This is a genomic window from Pseudomonas sp. P65(2024), assembly GCF_057480955.1.
In genome coordinates, this window is sequence record NZ_JBLIYX010000014.1 from 133,954 (window position 1) to 148,921 (window position 14,968).

At 65.3% G+C, this 14,968-nt stretch carries 17 protein-coding genes; 13 read left to right on the forward strand and 4 right to left on the reverse strand.

Annotation, left to right across the window (positions count from 1 at the left end; translation table 11 throughout):
* Positions 1-101 precede the first annotated feature (101 nt).
* From AC25MA_RS18820 to AC25MA_RS18840, 5 genes are all read left to right on the forward strand, one after another.
* The gene (locus AC25MA_RS18820) at positions 102-806 is read left to right on the forward strand and encodes a TetR/AcrR family transcriptional regulator (RefSeq protein WP_062360515.1); all 705 of its coding nucleotides are present in this window, start codon (positions 102-104) and stop codon (positions 804-806) included.
* Between the two features lie 29 nt (positions 807-835).
* Complete coding sequence (locus tag AC25MA_RS18825) at positions 836-1,384, forward strand: LolA-like protein (protein WP_028691573.1); 549 nt, start codon at positions 836-838, stop codon at positions 1,382-1,384.
* 92 nt (positions 1,385-1,476) lie between these two features.
* Positions 1,477-2,754, forward strand: coding sequence for a flavohemoglobin expression-modulating QEGLA motif protein (locus AC25MA_RS18830; RefSeq protein ID WP_028691572.1), 1,278 nt, complete (start codon positions 1,477-1,479; stop codon positions 2,752-2,754).
* Entirely contained in the window at positions 2,726-3,643 is a 918-nt protein-coding gene (locus AC25MA_RS18835) for an alpha/beta hydrolase (RefSeq protein WP_486972299.1), read from the forward strand. Before AC25MA_RS18830 ends, AC25MA_RS18835 begins: the two co-directional genes overlap by 29 nt.
* A gap of 2 nt (positions 3,644-3,645) precedes the next feature.
* Positions 3,646-3,972 carry a PA3694 family proteiin gene (locus AC25MA_RS18840; protein WP_028691570.1) on the forward strand — a complete coding sequence of 109 codons (327 nt, stop codon included), beginning with the start codon at positions 3,646-3,648 and terminating at the stop codon, positions 3,970-3,972.
* Between the two features lie 164 nt (positions 3,973-4,136).
* On the opposite strand, the gene lptF is transcribed toward AC25MA_RS18840, so the two are convergent.
* The 3 genes from lptF to AC25MA_RS18855 all read right to left on the reverse strand — a co-directional run bounded on the left by lptF (position 4,137) and on the right by AC25MA_RS18855 (position 5,988).
* Positions 4,137-4,925, reverse strand: coding sequence for a lipotoxin F family OmpA-related lipoprotein LptF (gene lptF / locus AC25MA_RS18845; protein WP_028691569.1), 789 nt, complete (start codon positions 4,923-4,925; stop codon positions 4,137-4,139).
* 49 nt (positions 4,926-4,974) lie between these two features.
* Positions 4,975-5,388: a DUF4398 domain-containing protein gene (locus tag AC25MA_RS18850; RefSeq protein ID WP_028691568.1), complete on the reverse strand. Its 414-nt coding sequence runs from the start codon at positions 5,386-5,388 to the stop codon at positions 4,975-4,977.
* Positions 5,389-5,643: 255 nt separating this feature from the next.
* On the reverse strand, positions 5,644-5,988 hold the full coding sequence (locus AC25MA_RS18855; RefSeq protein ID WP_028691567.1) for a hypothetical protein: 345 nt from the start codon (positions 5,986-5,988) through the stop codon (positions 5,644-5,646).
* A gap of 146 nt (positions 5,989-6,134) precedes the next feature.
* On the opposite strand from AC25MA_RS18855, the gene ppc reads away from it, so the two are divergent.
* From ppc to AC25MA_RS18890, 7 genes are all read left to right on the forward strand, one after another.
* A complete protein-coding gene (gene ppc, locus AC25MA_RS18860) occupies positions 6,135-8,762 on the forward strand; it encodes a phosphoenolpyruvate carboxylase (protein ID WP_236248242.1) in 2,628 nt (875 codons plus the stop codon).
* Positions 8,763-9,020: 258 nt separating this feature from the next.
* Positions 9,021-9,671, forward strand: a complete 651-nt coding sequence (gene adk, locus AC25MA_RS18865; RefSeq protein WP_028691565.1) for an adenylate kinase — start codon at positions 9,021-9,023, stop codon at positions 9,669-9,671.
* A 90-nt stretch (positions 9,672-9,761) separates the two neighbouring features.
* On the forward strand, positions 9,762-10,436 hold the full coding sequence (tsaB, locus tag AC25MA_RS18870; protein WP_088851961.1) for a tRNA (adenosine(37)-N6)-threonylcarbamoyltransferase complex dimerization subunit type 1 TsaB: 675 nt from the start codon (positions 9,762-9,764) through the stop codon (positions 10,434-10,436).
* Between the two features lie 132 nt (positions 10,437-10,568).
* Positions 10,569-10,859 carry a hypothetical protein gene (locus AC25MA_RS18875; RefSeq protein WP_028691563.1) on the forward strand — a complete coding sequence of 97 codons (291 nt, stop codon included), beginning with the start codon at positions 10,569-10,571 and terminating at the stop codon, positions 10,857-10,859.
* Positions 10,860-10,862: 3 nt separating this feature from the next.
* Positions 10,863-11,732: a DUF72 domain-containing protein gene (locus tag AC25MA_RS18880; RefSeq protein ID WP_069016775.1), complete on the forward strand. Its 870-nt coding sequence runs from the start codon at positions 10,863-10,865 to the stop codon at positions 11,730-11,732.
* Between the two features lie 22 nt (positions 11,733-11,754).
* A complete protein-coding gene (locus tag AC25MA_RS18885; RefSeq protein ID WP_062360523.1) occupies positions 11,755-12,585 on the forward strand; it encodes an isocitrate lyase/PEP mutase family protein in 831 nt (276 codons plus the stop codon).
* A gap of 6 nt (positions 12,586-12,591) precedes the next feature.
* Positions 12,592-13,281, forward strand: a complete 690-nt coding sequence (locus tag AC25MA_RS18890) for an extensin-like domain-containing protein (protein ID WP_062360525.1) — start codon at positions 12,592-12,594, stop codon at positions 13,279-13,281.
* Between the two features lie 2 nt (positions 13,282-13,283).
* Here AC25MA_RS18890 and AC25MA_RS18895 read toward each other — a convergent pair whose 3' ends face one another.
* A complete protein-coding gene (locus tag AC25MA_RS18895) occupies positions 13,284-13,904 on the reverse strand; it encodes a hypothetical protein (RefSeq protein ID WP_062360526.1) in 621 nt (206 codons plus the stop codon).
* Between the two features lie 96 nt (positions 13,905-14,000).
* On the opposite strand from AC25MA_RS18895, the gene AC25MA_RS18900 reads away from it, so the two are divergent.
* On the forward strand, positions 14,001-14,783 hold the full coding sequence (locus tag AC25MA_RS18900) for a class I SAM-dependent methyltransferase (protein ID WP_028691558.1): 783 nt from the start codon (positions 14,001-14,003) through the stop codon (positions 14,781-14,783).
* Positions 14,784-14,968 lie beyond the last annotated feature (185 nt).

Here is a 14,968-nt window from a genome sequence, read left to right on the forward strand (position 1 = left end):
GAGGCGGCTTTTTCATGCCTGAAGCTTTATGTTGTCAGTGCCGGCCTCATTGCCGGGCAGGCAACCCACTGTTCGTGAGGTAAACCAGAGTGACCCCCGCAATGCCCCACCAGGGTGCCGCCGGTATCGCCACCGCCGTCGCCGAGAGCGTGCAGTACCAGGGCCGCAAGACCGCCCGCCAGGGCAGCGAGCAGCGCCGCCAGCAGATCCTCGACGCCGCCATGCGCATCGTCGTGCGCGATGGCGTGCGCGGCGTGCGCCACCGTGCCGTGGCTGCCGAGGCCGGCGTGCCGTTGTCGGCCACCACCTACTACTTCAAGGATATCCAGGACCTGCTGGCCGATACCTTCGCCCAGTACGTCGAACGCAGCGCGGCTTACATGGCCAAGCTGTGGACCAACACCGAAGGTGTGCTGCGCCAGTTGCTGGCCCAGGGCGACGGCACCCCCGAGGCCCGGGCGCACCTGGCCGATGAAGTGGCGCGCATGCTGGCCGACTACGTCCTGCGCCAGCTGAACAACCGCCGCGACTTCCTCATGGCCGAGCAGGCCTTCCGCCAGGAGGCACTGCTGTGCCCGCGCCTGGCCGAGCTGGTGCAGGCCCACGAGCAGATCCTGCTGCATGGCGCACGGCAGATCCTGCAGGTTGTCGGCTCGCGCCAGCCCGAGCAGGATGCCCAGATGTTGACGGCGATAATCGAGCAGATGGAATATCAGGGCCTGCTCAAGGATGCGAATGCGCAGGCCGATGAGCAGATGCTCGCTATCCTTGTCCGATACCTGCAGATGGTGCTGGCTTCGGCCTGAGTGGCGAACGACTTTTCAAGGAGAACCTGATGAAAGCCTGGCGTGTGGTGTTGTTGACCTTGTCATTCCTCCTGCTGGGCGGTTGTCTGGTGACGTTCGACGAGCCACTGCCGGCCAACCAGCCGGCGCCCAAGGCCCTGCTCGGGCAGTGGAGCAGCAAGGACGCCTGGGGCCAGCCGCTGAAATTGAGCATCAGCCGCGCGGGTGGCAATACCTACAAAGCGGTGGCCCGTGCCCAGGGCAAGGCCCCCGAGGAATACGCCTTCACCGTGGCCCGGCATGGCAACCGCTGGTACCTGTCGGCCGGGGTGCCCAAGCGCCTGGGTGGCAATTTCCTGATCGGTGGTTTCGAGGTGATCGACGGCAAGCAGCTGGTGGTCTACAACCTCGATGTCGAGCAGGTGCAGCAGGCTGTCGCCAAGAAAGAACTGAGCGGACGCAACACCGAAGTGCCGGAAGATAACGGCGAGGGCGTGCTGATCGACAGCCCGACCGAGCGGGTGCTGGCGTATCTGGAAGATCCCGCCAACTCCGATCTGTTCGTCGAGGTGGCGCGCTTCCAGCGTTCCGGTAAATAGCCGTGAGCATACCGGCCTCGTCGCGGGGCAAGCCCGCTTCTGGTTGTAGGAGCGGGCTTGCCCCGCGATGAGGCTTCAAGAAGGAGTCCCGCGTGGACGAGTACCAACAGACCATACGCACGTTGTCCGACCGCATCGTCGCCACGCAGACCCCGATCCGCGTGCTTGACGCGGTGAAATGGGACGATGGCATCCGCCAGGGCTTTCTCAAGGCCAAGGGCAAGGAGCCACCAGCGGTGGACCGTGCCTACTACCAGAACCGCCCGCTGTCGTTCGACTCCAGCGCGGTGAAGGCCGAGTTCCAGAGTATCGAGCGCGACATCACCCGGCAGTTGGGCCAGTTCAATCCGGTCGGGCAGATCATGCGGCGCATGTGCAAGGAATACCGCATGGTGGTGCGCATGCTCGAGGCACGCGGCACCGAGGACTTCGGGCTGATCTCCCAGGAGCTCTACGGCGCCGCCTCCGACGCCTTCCACGCCGGCGACCCGACCCTGGCCGACCTGGGCCTGATGCTCTCGGATTACCTGAACAACATCGACGGTCGCGGCGACCTGAAGGACGAGCCGAAGAACCTCACGGCCAAGGAAGCGGTGGAGATCCTCCAGCGTCGCTTGAACAAGGTGTTCGGCGAGGCCGAGGAGACCATCCGCGTGTTCGAGTCCGACGGCATCGTTGCCGACGCCGCGGCCGGGGCCGACTACATCAAGGTGCGCGCCGACGCCATGTTCAACAGCCGTGACGTGCGCGCCCTGGAAGTGCATGAAGGCCTGGTGCACGTCGGCACTACCCTCAACGGGCTGAACCAGCCGATCTGTACTTTCCTGGCCAAGGGCCCGCCCTCGTCGACGGTGACCCAGGAGGGCCTGGCGATCCTCATGGAGGTGATCGCCTTCGCCTCCTACCCCAGCCGTCTGCGCAAGCTCACCAACCGTACCCGTGCCATCCACATGGTGGAGGAGGGCGCCGACTTCCTGCAGGTCTTCGAGTTCTTCCGCGGCCAGGGCTTCGAGATGGGGCAGAGCTACAGCAACGCCAGCCGGGTGTTCCGTGGCTCGGTGCCCAACGGCCTGCCATTCACCAAGGACTTGTCCTACCTCAAGGGCTTCATCATGGTTTACAACTACATTCAGTTGGCCGTGAAGAAGGGCAAGCTCGAGCAGATCCCTTTGCTGTTCTGCGGCAAGACCACCTTGGAAGACATGCGCACGCTGCGCCAGCTGGTCGAGGAAGGGCTGGTCGAACCGCCCAAGTACCTGCCCGAGCAGTTCCGCGACCTCAACGCGCTGTCGGCCTGGATGTGCTTCTCCAACTTCCTCAACCACCTGAGCCTGGACCGTATTGAAGCCGACTACGCGAACATTCTCTGACGCCTGCCGTCACCTCGCCTTCGGCCTCGGGCTGCTGCTGTTGGGCGGTTGCAGCAGCCTGCTGTTCTATCCCGAGCCCGGTCAGCCGTTCACCCCGCAAAGGGCCCATCTGCAGTATCAGGACCTGACCCTCAGGGCCGCCGACGGCACGCGCCTGCATGGCTGGTGGCTGCCCGTGCCGCAGGGTGTCGAGGTCAAGGGCACGGTGCTGCACCTGCATGGCAATGGCGGCAACCTGGCCTGGCACCTGGGCGGCAGCTACTGGCTGCCGAAAGCAGGCTACCAGGTGTTGATGATCGACTATCGCGGTTATGGGCTGTCCCAGGGCAAGCCGACATTGCCTGAAGTGTACGGCGACATCGGCGCGGCGCTGGACTGGCTCGACAAGGCGCCCCAGGCCCAGGGCCGGCCGCTGGTGCTGCTCGGCCAGAGCCTCGGAGGGGCCATGGCCATCCACTACCTGGCCCAGCACCCCGAGCAGCGCCGACGCTTCAGCGCCCTGGTGTTCGATGGCGTGCCCGCCAGCTACCGGGCGGTGGGGCGATATGCCCTGAGCACTTCGTGGATGACCTGGCCACTGCAGGTGCCGCTGTCGTGGCTGGTGCCGGACGGCGACAGCGCGGTCAACTCGATCGCCCGCCTGGACAGCCCGCCGAAGCTGTTCTTCCACAGCATCGACGACGACCTCGTACCATTGGACAACGGCCTGCGCCTGTACCGCCAGGCGCCGCCGCCCCGGGTGCTGCAATTGACCCGGGGCGACCATGTGCAGACCTTCGCCGATCCGACCTGGCGTCAGGTGATGCTGCGTTTCCTGGAAGACCCTACCCATTTCAACGGCCTGCGCCGCCTGGCCGAAGTACCCAACTACCCTGACGAGAAGAACTAGCAATGAGTGAAGAACGCAACGCCATCCCGCTGATCCTGACCGGTGTCGGCAGCATCATCGTGACGGTGGGAGCCCTCTGGTACTACGGCTACCTGCATTTCGCCAAGCCCGAGGATGCGCTGTTGCTGCAGGATTTCACCATGCTCAAGACCATTCCGGGGGAAGACTACAAGGTCTCGCTGACGCCGGCGCCACAGGTGGCGCAGTGCATCGATGGCGTGCTGGTGCTGTTCGACACCGAGCAGAAGGGCCTGACCGGGGTGCTGGTAGACAACCGCAAGCGCGCGGTGCGTTGCATGGGGCAGGAGACGCCGCAGCAGGTGCAGTGAGCGTGTCCTGACCTTCAGATGGGGTCGGTGCCAGACCAGGTTTCAAGAAGATGTTTTTTGCGTGGGAACGGGCTTGCCCCGCGAGGCGTCACCTTCACGATGTTCAATCCCAAGCCATGAAAAACCCCGCCATCAGGCGGGGTTCTTCACTCAAGCACTAGCGATTACTGGATCTGGCTCACCGAGCGCGGTGCCACCGGCTGGTTGTCGTTGGAGATGGTCACCTCCACCCGACGGTTCTGCGCGCGGCCCGAGTTGCTGCTGTTGTCGGCCACCGGGTACTCCTTGCCGTAGCCCTGGGCGACGATGCGTGCTGGATCGACGCCGGCACGTACCAGTGCCATGCGCACCGCACCGGCGCGACGCTCGGACAGGGTCTGGTTGTAGTTGGCCGAACCAACGCTGTCGGTATAGCCCTCGACGATCACCTTGCGCTCAGGGTTCTCCTGGAGGAACTGGGCCAGCTTGGTGACGTTGGGGTAGGCGCTGCTCTTGAGCACGGCCTTGTTGAAGTCGAACAGCACGTCACCGAAGGTCACCAGGGTGCCACGGTCGGTCTGCTTGGCGTTCAGGCTGTCCTGCAGCTTCTTGATCTGCGCGTCGCGGGCGTCCAGCTTGGCCTGGGCGCGCTGGGCGGCGGCGTTCTTGAGTTCGGCCTCGGCGCTACGCAGGGCGATGGTCTGCTTGGCCACTTCGACACGCTGGTTGGTCAGGTAGGCGAGCTGGTCGACTTTTTTCGAGTCCTCGCGATCCATGTAGGCTTTGTCGGCCTTGTTCAGCCAGTCCTGAGCGTCCTTGGTCTCGAGCGCGGCCACTTTGCTCGACTGTGGGTCGCTCTGCAGGGCGGAGAAGTTGGTGCGGGCCGACTCCAGGTTGGCGTTCGGGTCGTGGGAGCAGGCGGCAAGGCCCACGCTCAAGGCCAGCAGGGCGGGAATCATGACGTAGTTGCGCATAGTGTTCATCCTTTGATCGTTAACGAAGGCTCATGAGGCTGGGCAGGGCTCATTCGGCGCTGCGCAGGCCTTCCTCGCGTACGTCGTTGATACCCTGGCGGGCATCCTGTACGGCTTTCTGGGCCTTGGCTGCCTGGGCCTTGCGCTCGGCGACGCGGGCGTCCCATTCGGCTTGTTCGGCCAGCAGCTTGGCCTGGTCGTACTGCTTGTCGTGCATGGCGATCTCGGCCTTCTTGAACTTGTCCTGGGCAGCCTTCATCTCCACCGCGGCGAATTCGGTGCCACCTGCACTGACCGCCGAGTTGACCGCCGATTGGGTCACGGCGTATTGCTCGGTCGGCGGCTTGCCCGCGCAGCCGGCCAGCACCAGGCTGCTGCCCAGGGCCAGCGCGGCCAGCTTGAGCCCGCGCAGGTGAGTGGAGGAAGGTTGTGCGATGCGGGTCTTCATGGTGGTCAACTCCATTGGGTCACTCCTGTTAAACGACGATGCCACGCGGTGGCTATCGCTGTTCCCCTGTGGCCAGCGTCGGGCGCAAAGGCCCGTGTTTACAGGGTTTTGCCGTGATGGCTATTGGCTGTGACCCAGGCATTTTTTGAATAGTTCAGAAAAATTTGCACGCTAAAGGTATTTTTTTCTGACTAATCAGTCAGCGGATTTTTCCTGGAACTTCCGCCGTGGATGACGGTATGCCGGGCTTCGCCCGGCACCCGGAAAGGTTCAGTGCGACGGCTCCTTGCGCACCCTGCCGAGGGCTTGCAGGTGGCGTCGGGAGAGGGCCAGGAAGCGTGGTGTGGGGCCGATATCCTCGTACAGCGGGTCGCCTTCTTCGTCGGTGGCGATCACCTGCTGGCCCTTGATGTAGGGGAAGCTGGCTTCCAGTTCCTCGAGCGCCGCCGCCACCAATTCGCCCAGCAGTTCCTCGGGGCTGCGCTTGGGGTACATGTCGATCAGCGCGGCCAGGCGCGCTTCGGCTTCCATGTCCAGGTGCAGGACATGGCCGGTGGGACTCAGGAGGCCGGCGGCGTTCTGTTCCCAGTGCTCGGCGAGTTGGCGAATTTTCATGATGACCTCTCTGTCAAAGCCTGGTAGTGGCATTGCTTCGGATGTCCTGTGTTCACTTTAGTTGCTCTGGCCGCTTCTGGCTTGCCAGGCGCGGGCGCGAGTGGGCACTCTTGGGCGCATGCGGTTTCCTGGAGTGGAGAAGGCTGATGAGTGATATCGATCTGCGCTTGCGCGAGGATGTGCACCTTTTGGGAGAACTGCTGGGCGAGACCATCCGCCAGCAGCATGGCGAGGCGTTCCTGCAGAAGATCGAGGACATCCGCCACAGCGCCAAGGCCGACCGGCGCGGGCAGGGCGAGCGACTGAGCTCGACCCTGGGCGACCTGGCCGAGGAGGACCTGCTGCCGGTGGCGCGGGCATTCAACCAGTTTCTCAACCTGGCCAACATCGCCGAGCAGTATCAGCTTATCCGGCGCCGCGACGCCGACCAGCCCGAGCCGTTCGAGGCGCGGGTGCTGCCGGAACTGCTGGCGCGGCTGAAGGCGGCGGGCCACGGCAACGATGAGCTGGCCCGGCAACTGGCCAGGCTGAACATCGAGCTGGTGCTTACCGCCCATCCCACCGAGGTGGCCCGCCGCACCCTGATCCAGAAGTACGACGCCATTGCCGCGCAACTGGCCGCGCAGGACCACCGCGACCTCGTTCCCGGCGAGCGCCAGCAGGTGCGTGAACGCTTGCGCCGCCTGATCGCCGAGGCCTGGCACACCGAGGAGATCCGTCGCACCCGGCCGACCCCGGTGGATGAAGCCAAGTGGGGCTTTGCGGTCATCGAACACTCGTTGTGGCAGGCGATCCCCAACCACCTGCGCAAGGTCGACGCGGCCTTGTTCGAGGCCACCGGGCTGCGCCTGCCGCTGGAGTCGGCGCCGGTGCGCTTCGCCTCCTGGATGGGCGGTGACCGCGACGGCAACCCCAACGTTACGGCGGCGGTCACCCGCGAAGTCCTGCTGCTGGCGCGCTGGATGGCCGCCGACCTGTTCCTGCGCGATATCGACGGCCTGGCCGCCGAGCTGTCCATGCAGCAGGCCAGCGCCGCGCTGAAAGACAAGGTCGGCGACAGCGCCGAACCCTATCGCGCCCTGCTCAAGCAACTGCGCGATCGCCTGCGCGCCACCCGTGCCTGGGCCCATGCCTCGCTGACGAGCACACAACCTGCCAGTGCTGCGGTACTGGTGGACAATCGCGAGCTGATCGCGCCGCTGGAACTGGCCTATCAGTCGCTGCATGAATGCGGCATGGGTGTGATCGCCGACGGCCCGTTGCTTGACTGCCTTCGCCGCGCGGTGACCTTCGGCCTGTTCCTGGTGCGCCTGGACGTGCGCCAAGATGCCGCCCGCCACCGCGATGCACTGTCGGAAATCACCGACTACCTCGGCCTCGGTCGCTATGCCGAGTGGGACGAGGAGCGACGCATCACGTTCCTTCAGGCCGAACTGAACAACCGTCGCCCGCTGTTGCCGGCGCATTTCCAGCCCCAGGCCGAGACGGCCGAGGTGCTCGCCACCTGCCGCGAGATTGCCGCCGCGCCTGCGGCGTCGCTGGGGTCGTACGTGATCTCCATGGCCGGCGCGGCCTCCGATGTGCTGGCGGTGCAATTGTTGCTTAAGGAGGCCGGGCTGACCCGGTCGATGCGCGTGGTGCCGCTGTTCGAGACCCTGGCCGACCTGGACAACGCGGGCCCGGTGATGGAACGCCTGCTCGGTTTGCCGGGCTACCGCGCTGGTTTGCAAGGGCCGCAGGAGGTGATGATCGGCTATTCCGACTCGGCCAAGGACGCCGGCACCACCGCGGCGGCCTGGGCCCAGTACCGCGCCCAGGAGAACCTGGTGCGCATCTGTCGCGAGCACCAGGTCGAGCTGCTGCTGTTCCATGGCCGGGGCGGCACGGTCGGGCGCGGCGGCGGACCGGCCCATGCGGCGATCCTGTCGCAACCGCCGGGCTCGGTGGGCGGGCGTTTCCGCACCACCGAGCAGGGCGAGATGATCCGCTTCAAGTTCGGCTTGCCGGGCATTGCCGAGCAGAACCTCAACCTCTACCTGGCCGCCGTGCTGGAGGCGACCCTGCTTCCGCCGCCACCGCCGGAGCCGGCCTGGCGCGCGTTGATGGACCAGTTGGCCGCCGATGGCGTCAAGGCCTACCGCGACGTGGTGCGCGAAAACCCGGACTTCGTCGAGTACTTCCGCCAGTCCACCCCCGAGCAGGAACTCGGCCGCCTGCCGCTGGGAAGCCGCCCGGCCAAGCGCCGCGCCGGCGGCATCGAGAGCCTGCGGGCGATCCCGTGGATATTCGGCTGGACCCAGACAAGGCTGATGCTGCCGGCCTGGCTGGGCTGGGAAACGGCGCTGAACAATGCCCTGGCACGCGGACAGGGGACGCTGCTGGCGCAGATGCGCGAGCAATGGCCGTTCTTCCGTACCCGCATCGACATGCTGGAGATGGTCCTGGCCAAGGCCGATGCACAAATCGCCGAGGCCTACGACGAACGTCTGGTGCAACCCGAACTGCTGCCGCTGGGTGCGCACCTGCGCGACCTATTGTCGCAGTCGTGCCAGGTGGTGCTGGGGCTGACCGGGCAGCCGGTGCTACTGGCGCACAGCCCGGAAACCCTGGAATTCATCCGCCTGCGCAACACCTACCTGGACCCGTTGCACCGCCTGCAGGCCGAGCTGCTGGCGCGCTCGCGCAGCCGTGAAGCCGCTCTGGACAGCCCGTTGGAGCAGGCCTTGCTGGTGACCGTGGCGGGGATCGCGGCTGGTTTGCGCAATACCGGCTGAGGTCGTTCGAAACCGGTCTCGGTGATGGGCCGGGTTGGCCTTGCGCCAACCCGTGACGGCCGGTTGCGCCGGGCGCAACCCGTGCCCCGGCCAGCCGCGGGCGGCCCGTTCCTGGCACTTTTGGACGCTTGTCGGGGGGGCGGGCGCTGTGTATCTTGAGCAGCCTTTTGACCGATTTTACGGTCTCGTCCGATTTTCCGGAGTTGGCCTTGTGCGCCGAATCCGTTGATTTGCAAAGAAAAATATGAGGAGCACAAGATGCGCGTAATTCTGCTGGGAGCTCCCGGGGCCGGTAAAGGTACTCAGGCAAAGTTCATCACCGAGAAGTTCGGTATTCCGCAGATCTCCACCGGTGACATGCTGCGTGCCGCCGTCAAGGCCGGCACCCCGCTGGGCCTGGAGCTGAAAAAGGTCATGGATGCCGGCCAGCTGGTTTCCGACGAGCTGATCATCAGCCTGGTCAAGGAGCGCATCGCTCAACCAGACTGCGCCAACGGCTGCCTGTTCGACGGCTTCCCGCGCACCATCCCGCAAGCTGAAGCCATGGTCGCCGCCGGTGTCGACATCGACGCCGTGGTCGAGATCGCCGTGGACGACGAAGAGATCGTCGGCCGCATGGCCGGTCGCCGCGTGCACCTGGCCTCGGGCCGTACCTACCATATCCAGTACAACCCGCCGAAGGTCGAAGGCAAGGACGACGTCACCGGCGAAGACCTGATCCAGCGCGATGACGACAAGGAAGAAACCGTGCGTCACCGCCTGTCGGTCTACCACAGCCAGACCAAGCCACTGGTGGACTTCTACCAGAAGCTGTCGGCCGCCAACGCCGGCAAGCCGAAGTACAGCCACATCGAAGGCGTCGGCTCGGTCGAGTCGATCACCGCCAAGGTGCTGGCAGCCCTGAGCTGATCCATCACCGTGCGTCACGACGGCCCGCTTGCGGGCCGTTGTCGTTTATACTGCCGCTCTTTTTCCCCTGTCGCCTGGATACCTCGTTCGATGACCACCTTGTTGGCCCTGGATACCGCCACCGAAGCCTGTTCCGTCGCCCTGCTGCACGACGGCAAGGTGACCAGTCACTACGAGGTGGCCCCACGCCTGCACGCGCAGAAACTGCTGCCGATGATCAAGCAACTGCTGGCCGACTCGGGTGTGGCGCTGAGCGCGCTGGACGCCATCGCCTTTGGCCGTGGCCCGGGCGCCTTCACCGGCGTGCGTATCGCCATCGGCGTGGTCCAGGGGCTGGCTTTCGCTCTCGAGCGTCCGGTGCTGCCGGTGTCCAATCTGGCGGCGCTGGCCCAGGGCGCGCTGCGTGAGCGAGGCGTGCAGCAGGTGGCCGCGGCCATCGATGCGCGCATGGACGAGGTGTACTGGGGCTGCTACCGCGCCGAGCAGGGCGAGATGCGTCTGATCGGCCAGGAAACGGTGCTGCCGCCCGATCGGGTTGCGCTGCCGCAAGACTTGGAGGGCGATTGGTTCGGCGCCGGCACCGGCTGGGGCTATGCCGAGCGGCTGGCCGTGCAGGTCGCGGCCAGCGATGCCGTGGCCCTGCCCAGCGCACTGGACATCCTCACTCTGGCCGGTTTCGCCTGGGCGCGGGGGGAGGCGGTCGTCGCCGAGCAGGCGCAACCGGTTTACCTGCGCGATAATGTGGCTACGCCCAAGGCGCGTTGAACGCAGTTCGTCGGCTATCGCCGTTCACGATAAAACCTTTTGCGCGTTCTGTGGTCCAGTTATCAGTTCGGGCATTAGCGAAGGATTCCTGATGCTGCTAAATTGCCATCATTGATCCTGAGTGCCCCTTTCATGCGTATCGACGGCTTCTCCTCACAGAGCTACCCCATCAAGCGCGCGCCTCGCAAGGCGCCGGCGCGTGACGAAGCCATCGACGAAGCCGACGCCGAGATCATCGAGGACATCGACGCGCAGGTCAGCCGCGCCAGCCGTCGCGGCGAGAACCTGCCGGCACGTCAGCAGGACCTGATCTTCCCCCGTGCCCGCGACCGGCGGACCTCAACGGCGCTCGCCAGCTACCTGACCACTGCCGGCTTCACCGACTGGGAGATGGAAGTGCTGGGGCTGGACCTGTACATTTGATGGATGACGCCATCACCCCTCCCTTACTTTCTCGGTTGCCCGTCCTGGGCTGAAAACGCCTGGCGCGAGTACCTGTACCCCGCCGACGCCCGTACCAGCGAGTTCCTCGGGCTGTACAGCCAGGTATTCAACGCCGTCGAGGGCAACACCACGTTCTATGCCCGCCCCGCGCCAACCACGGTAGAGCGTTGGGCGCAGATCATGCCGGCTGGGTTCCGGTTCACCGCCAAGTTCCCAGGGGATGTCAGCCACGCGGGCGACCTGCGCGAACAGCTCGATTCGGCGCTGGACTTCACCCGGCTGATGGCGCCCTTGGGCGAACGCGTGTCGCCTTACTGGCTGCAGTTGCCGGCGATGTTCGGGCCGACGCGGCTCGCAGAGCTAGCGCACTTTCTCGACGAGATCGGCGTGCCGGTGGCGGTGGAGGTGCGCAACGACGCGTTCTTTGCCCGTGGCGAGGAGGAGCGCCAACTCAATCGCCTGTTGCATGAACGCGGTGTCGAGCGCATCTGCCTGGATCCGCGTGCGTTGTTCAGCTGCGCTTCGCGCGAGCCCGCCGTGCTCCATGCCCAGGCCAAGAAGCCCAAGGTGCCGCCGCGCCCGGCGGCCTTTACCCGGCACCCGCAGGTGCGTTTCATCGGCCATCCCGAGCTCGAGGCCAACGAGCGCTTTCTCACGCCCTGGGTCGACAAGGTCGCCGCCTGGATCGAGGAGGGGCGCCGCCCGTATGTGTTTCTGCATACCTCGGACAACCGTCTGGCCGCGGCACTGGCCCAGCGTTTTCACCAGCGCCTGATGACCCTGTTGCCAGGCTTGGCGGCGCTGCCTGAATTGCCGCGTGCCCCTGAGGTCGAACAACTGGGGTTACTGTGATCTGACCGTCGGAGGTTGAACCATGGATGTGCAAACCCTGCGAGCCGAAGCCTTCAAGGCACTGCATGAGCGTGATGGCGCGTTCGTCATTCCCAACCCGTGGGATGCCGGCTCCGCACGGATGCTGGCCAGCCTGGGCTTCGAGGCGCTGGCCACCACCAGTGCCGGGTTGGCGTTCAGCCTCGGGCGGCCGGATGCCGAAGGCGCGCTGACGCCCGAGGAGACCCTCGACAATGCCCGTGCCATTGTCGACGCCACGCCGTTGCCGGTGGCGGCCGATCTGGAAAACGGCTTCGGCGACCTGCCGGAAGACTGCGCCCGGACCATCCAGCGCGCTGGCGAAGCGGGGCTGGTGGGTGGTTCGATCGAAGATGCCAGCGGGCGTAGCGATGCACCGATCTACGATTTCGAGCTTTCCGTGGCACGGGTGCGTGCCGCCGTCGCGGCCGCCCGCAGCCTGTCCTTCCCCTTCACCCTCTGTGCCCGCGCAGAGAATCTGCTGCACGGGCGTCTCGACCTGGACGACACCATCCGCCGCCTGCAGGCCTATGCCGAGGCCGGAGCGGACGTGCTGTACGCCCCCGGCCTGCGCAGCGTCGACGAGATCCGGGCGGTGGTGCTCGCTGTAGCGCCCACGCCTGTGAATGTGCTGATGGGCATGCCGGGGGTACCGTTGAGCGTGAATCAGCTGCAGGACCTCGGTGTAAAGCGCATCAGTGTCGGCTCGTCGCTGGCGCGTGCGGCGTTGGGCGCCTTCCAGCGGGCCGCGCTGGAGATCCGCGAGCAGGGCACCTTCGGCTATGGCGAGCAGGCCCTGCCATTTGCCCAGCTCAACGACCTGTTCCGCCGTTGAGGGCCCATGGGTAGAGCGCTGATTGCGTCGCTCAGCCTGCTGTTGGTTGTGCTGCTCGCCTGGTTGATGGGCTGGCGCCCGCCAGCTGCCTGGAACCCCTGGGCCGCTCTGGATGTTCGGCAGCCCCCGAATCTGCTGACGCCTTACAAGCTGTCGCGCCTGCGCGACGATCCCGAGCTATGCCGCCAGGCTTTGCAGACCACCACGCTGCGTTATCGCCCGCAGAGTAACAGTCCGCCGCAGGCCGCTTGCCCGTTGCGCAACGTCTGGCGCGTGGAGGGCGGGCAGGCGCGCTTGAGCAGCAGCTTCCTCGCCAGTTGTCCGCTGGCGGTGGCCTATTCGCTGTTCGAAATGCATGGATTGCAGCCGGCGGCGCAGCGGGTGTTCGGTCAGCCGGTGGTTCAGGTCGATCATCTGGGCAGTTTCGCCTGCCGCAATGTCTACCACCGCAAGCAAGGCCGGCTCAGCCAGCATGCCACGGCCAATGCGCTTGATATCAGTGGTTTTCGTCTGAAGGATGGGCAGCGCATCGTGCTGGCCCAGGACTGGCGGGGAGAGGGCCCCAAGGCTGACTTCCTGCGGCAAGTGCAGGCGGCGGCCTGCGAAAGCTTCAGCACGGCACTGGGGCCGGACTACAACGCCGCGCACCACAACCACTTTCACCTGGACATGGGGTTCTGGCAGATCTGCCGTTGAACTCAGGCGTGCACGCGCACGTTGTTCAGCACCACCGGGCGCGCCCAGTGGATATCGAATTCCAGGTCGTTCTGCTGCTTGGCCAGTGTCTGCTCGTCGAAGGGTTCGGGCGCAGGATCGAGCAGATGGGCCTCGAACTCGGCGATCGGCAGGAACAGCGGCCGTGGCGATGGGCCGGGTCCGGGCTCAGCGATGGGGTGGCCTTGGCTCATGACCACCGGGCGCAGCCAGCTGTTGCTGATGTCGAGTTGTCGCTGTTGCTCGATCAGTTCGACGGTGTCGAAGGGCTCGGGGGCGGGCGGCAGCAGCTTGGCTTCCAGTTCCGCCTTGGGCAGGAACAGGGGCTCGGGCGGGGTTACTTCGGTGTCGTGAACCGGCAGGGCGCGCTGGGCGTCGATCAGCGCCAGGGCACGGGCGCCGCCGACTGGTTCGCCGCTGTCCTGGTCGCACTGCATCAGCGCCTGGCTAAAGGAGTCGACTTCGCCTTGCGGCTGCTCTGCCATGGCCCGGGCGAAGAAATCCTGCCACAGATGGCTGACGCCACCCAGTGCCTGGGTATTCTGTCGACCGTAGTTGCCGACGGGCGACAAGTAGGTCAAGCCGATGGGAAGAGTGTCTGACATGGCAGTCGCGGACGTTGAGCTCTGGCAGAATAGCGGGATATTGCCTGTATCGGCTCTGGCCGGGGTTTCATTAATTTTTTTCGAGTGCGGGAACGGATGGTAGAGCAGCAGCAAGGCGCAGGTATCAGGGTCGAGGCACTGGCCCCGCAGTTCCAGGCGCAGGCCGAGGCATGGGCCGAGCGGCTGGGCTTGCCGTTGGTCGATGAAGCCGCGGAATTCGCCGTGCAGCTGGGGGACGAGGGGCTGCAGATCCAGCAGCTCGGGCCGCAGGCACCGGGGCCGGTGCGGGTGGATTTCGTCGAGGGGCAGGCGGCGCACCGGCGGTTGTACGGTGGTGGCAACGGGCAGATGATCGCCAAGGCCGTGGGCATCGCCCAGGGCGTGCGGCCGCAGGTGCTCGATGCTACGGCGGGGTTGGGCAAGGATGCGTTCGTACTGGCCAGCCTGGGTTGCCAGATGACCCTGATCGAGCGTCAGCCGTTGATTGCCGCGCTGCTGGAGGATGGTCTGGTGCGGGCGCGTGGCGATGAGGAGATTGCTCCGATCGTTGCGCGCATGCGGTTGTTGACTGGTAATGCGATCGAGCGGATGCGGGCTTGGGAGGGGGAGGCGCCACAGGTGATCTACCTGGATCCGATGTTTCCGCATCGGGACAAGAGCGCGTTGGTGAAGAAGGAAATGCGGGTGTTTCGGCCTTTGGTCGGTGATGACCTGGATGCACCGGCTTTGCTCGAGGCGGCTTTGGCGTTGGCCACGCATCGGGTGGTGGTCAAGCGGCCGCGCAAGGCGCCTATTATCGAGGGGGCCAAGCCGAGTCATAGTCTGGAGGGGAAGTCGAGTCGGTACGATATATATCCCAAGAAGGCTTTGAAGGCTTGACTGTTGGTTAGTTCGTTAGTTCGTTAGTTCGTTAGTTTCGGGTAGTGTTTGTTTTTGAAGTTGTATGCGCATTCATTTGTGATGTCGACGCTTATTCACCTTTCCGCCCTTACGGCGGGTTACTTAATGAGATGGTCACCCCGGCACCCTGCGAGGCGTACGCTTTCGCAGGGTGCTTTTACTTC

What these genes read in the sequence shown, in the direction of transcription:
- AC25MA_RS18825 (WP_028691573.1), top strand. Translation starts at nt 836, where the DNA reads ATGAAAGCCTGGCGTGTGGTGTTGTTGACCTTGTCATTCCTCCTGCTG.
- AC25MA_RS18840 (WP_028691570.1), top strand. Translation starts at nt 3,646, where the DNA reads ATGAGTGAAGAACGCAACGCCATCCCGCTGATCCTGACCGGTGTCGGC.
- AC25MA_RS18900 (WP_028691558.1), top strand. Translation starts at nt 14,001, where the DNA reads ATGGTAGAGCAGCAGCAAGGCGCAGGTATCAGGGTCGAGGCACTGGCC.
- AC25MA_RS18880 (WP_069016775.1), top strand. Translation starts at nt 10,863, where the DNA reads ATGACGCCATCACCCCTCCCTTACTTTCTCGGTTGCCCGTCCTGGGCT.
- lptF (WP_028691569.1), bottom strand. Translation starts at nt 4,925, where the DNA reads ATGCGCAACTACGTCATGATTCCCGCCCTGCTGGCCTTGAGCGTGGGC.
- AC25MA_RS18875 (WP_028691563.1), top strand. Translation starts at nt 10,569, where the DNA reads ATGCGTATCGACGGCTTCTCCTCACAGAGCTACCCCATCAAGCGCGCG.
- AC25MA_RS18850 (WP_028691568.1), bottom strand. Translation starts at nt 5,388, where the DNA reads ATGGAGTTGACCACCATGAAGACCCGCATCGCACAACCTTCCTCCACT.
- AC25MA_RS18895 (WP_062360526.1), bottom strand. Translation starts at nt 13,904, where the DNA reads ATGTCAGACACTCTTCCCATCGGCTTGACCTACTTGTCGCCCGTCGGC.
- AC25MA_RS18855 (WP_028691567.1), bottom strand. Translation starts at nt 5,988, where the DNA reads ATGAAAATTCGCCAACTCGCCGAGCACTGGGAACAGAACGCCGCCGGC.
- AC25MA_RS18890 (WP_062360525.1), top strand. Translation starts at nt 12,592, where the DNA reads ATGGGTAGAGCGCTGATTGCGTCGCTCAGCCTGCTGTTGGTTGTGCTG.
- AC25MA_RS18885 (WP_062360523.1), top strand. Translation starts at nt 11,755, where the DNA reads ATGGATGTGCAAACCCTGCGAGCCGAAGCCTTCAAGGCACTGCATGAG.
- adk (WP_028691565.1), top strand. Translation starts at nt 9,021, where the DNA reads ATGCGCGTAATTCTGCTGGGAGCTCCCGGGGCCGGTAAAGGTACTCAG.
- AC25MA_RS18820 (WP_062360515.1), top strand. Translation starts at nt 102, where the DNA reads ATGCCCCACCAGGGTGCCGCCGGTATCGCCACCGCCGTCGCCGAGAGC.
- tsaB (WP_088851961.1), top strand. Translation starts at nt 9,762, where the DNA reads ATGACCACCTTGTTGGCCCTGGATACCGCCACCGAAGCCTGTTCCGTC.
- ppc (WP_236248242.1), top strand. Translation starts at nt 6,135, where the DNA reads ATGAGTGATATCGATCTGCGCTTGCGCGAGGATGTGCACCTTTTGGGA.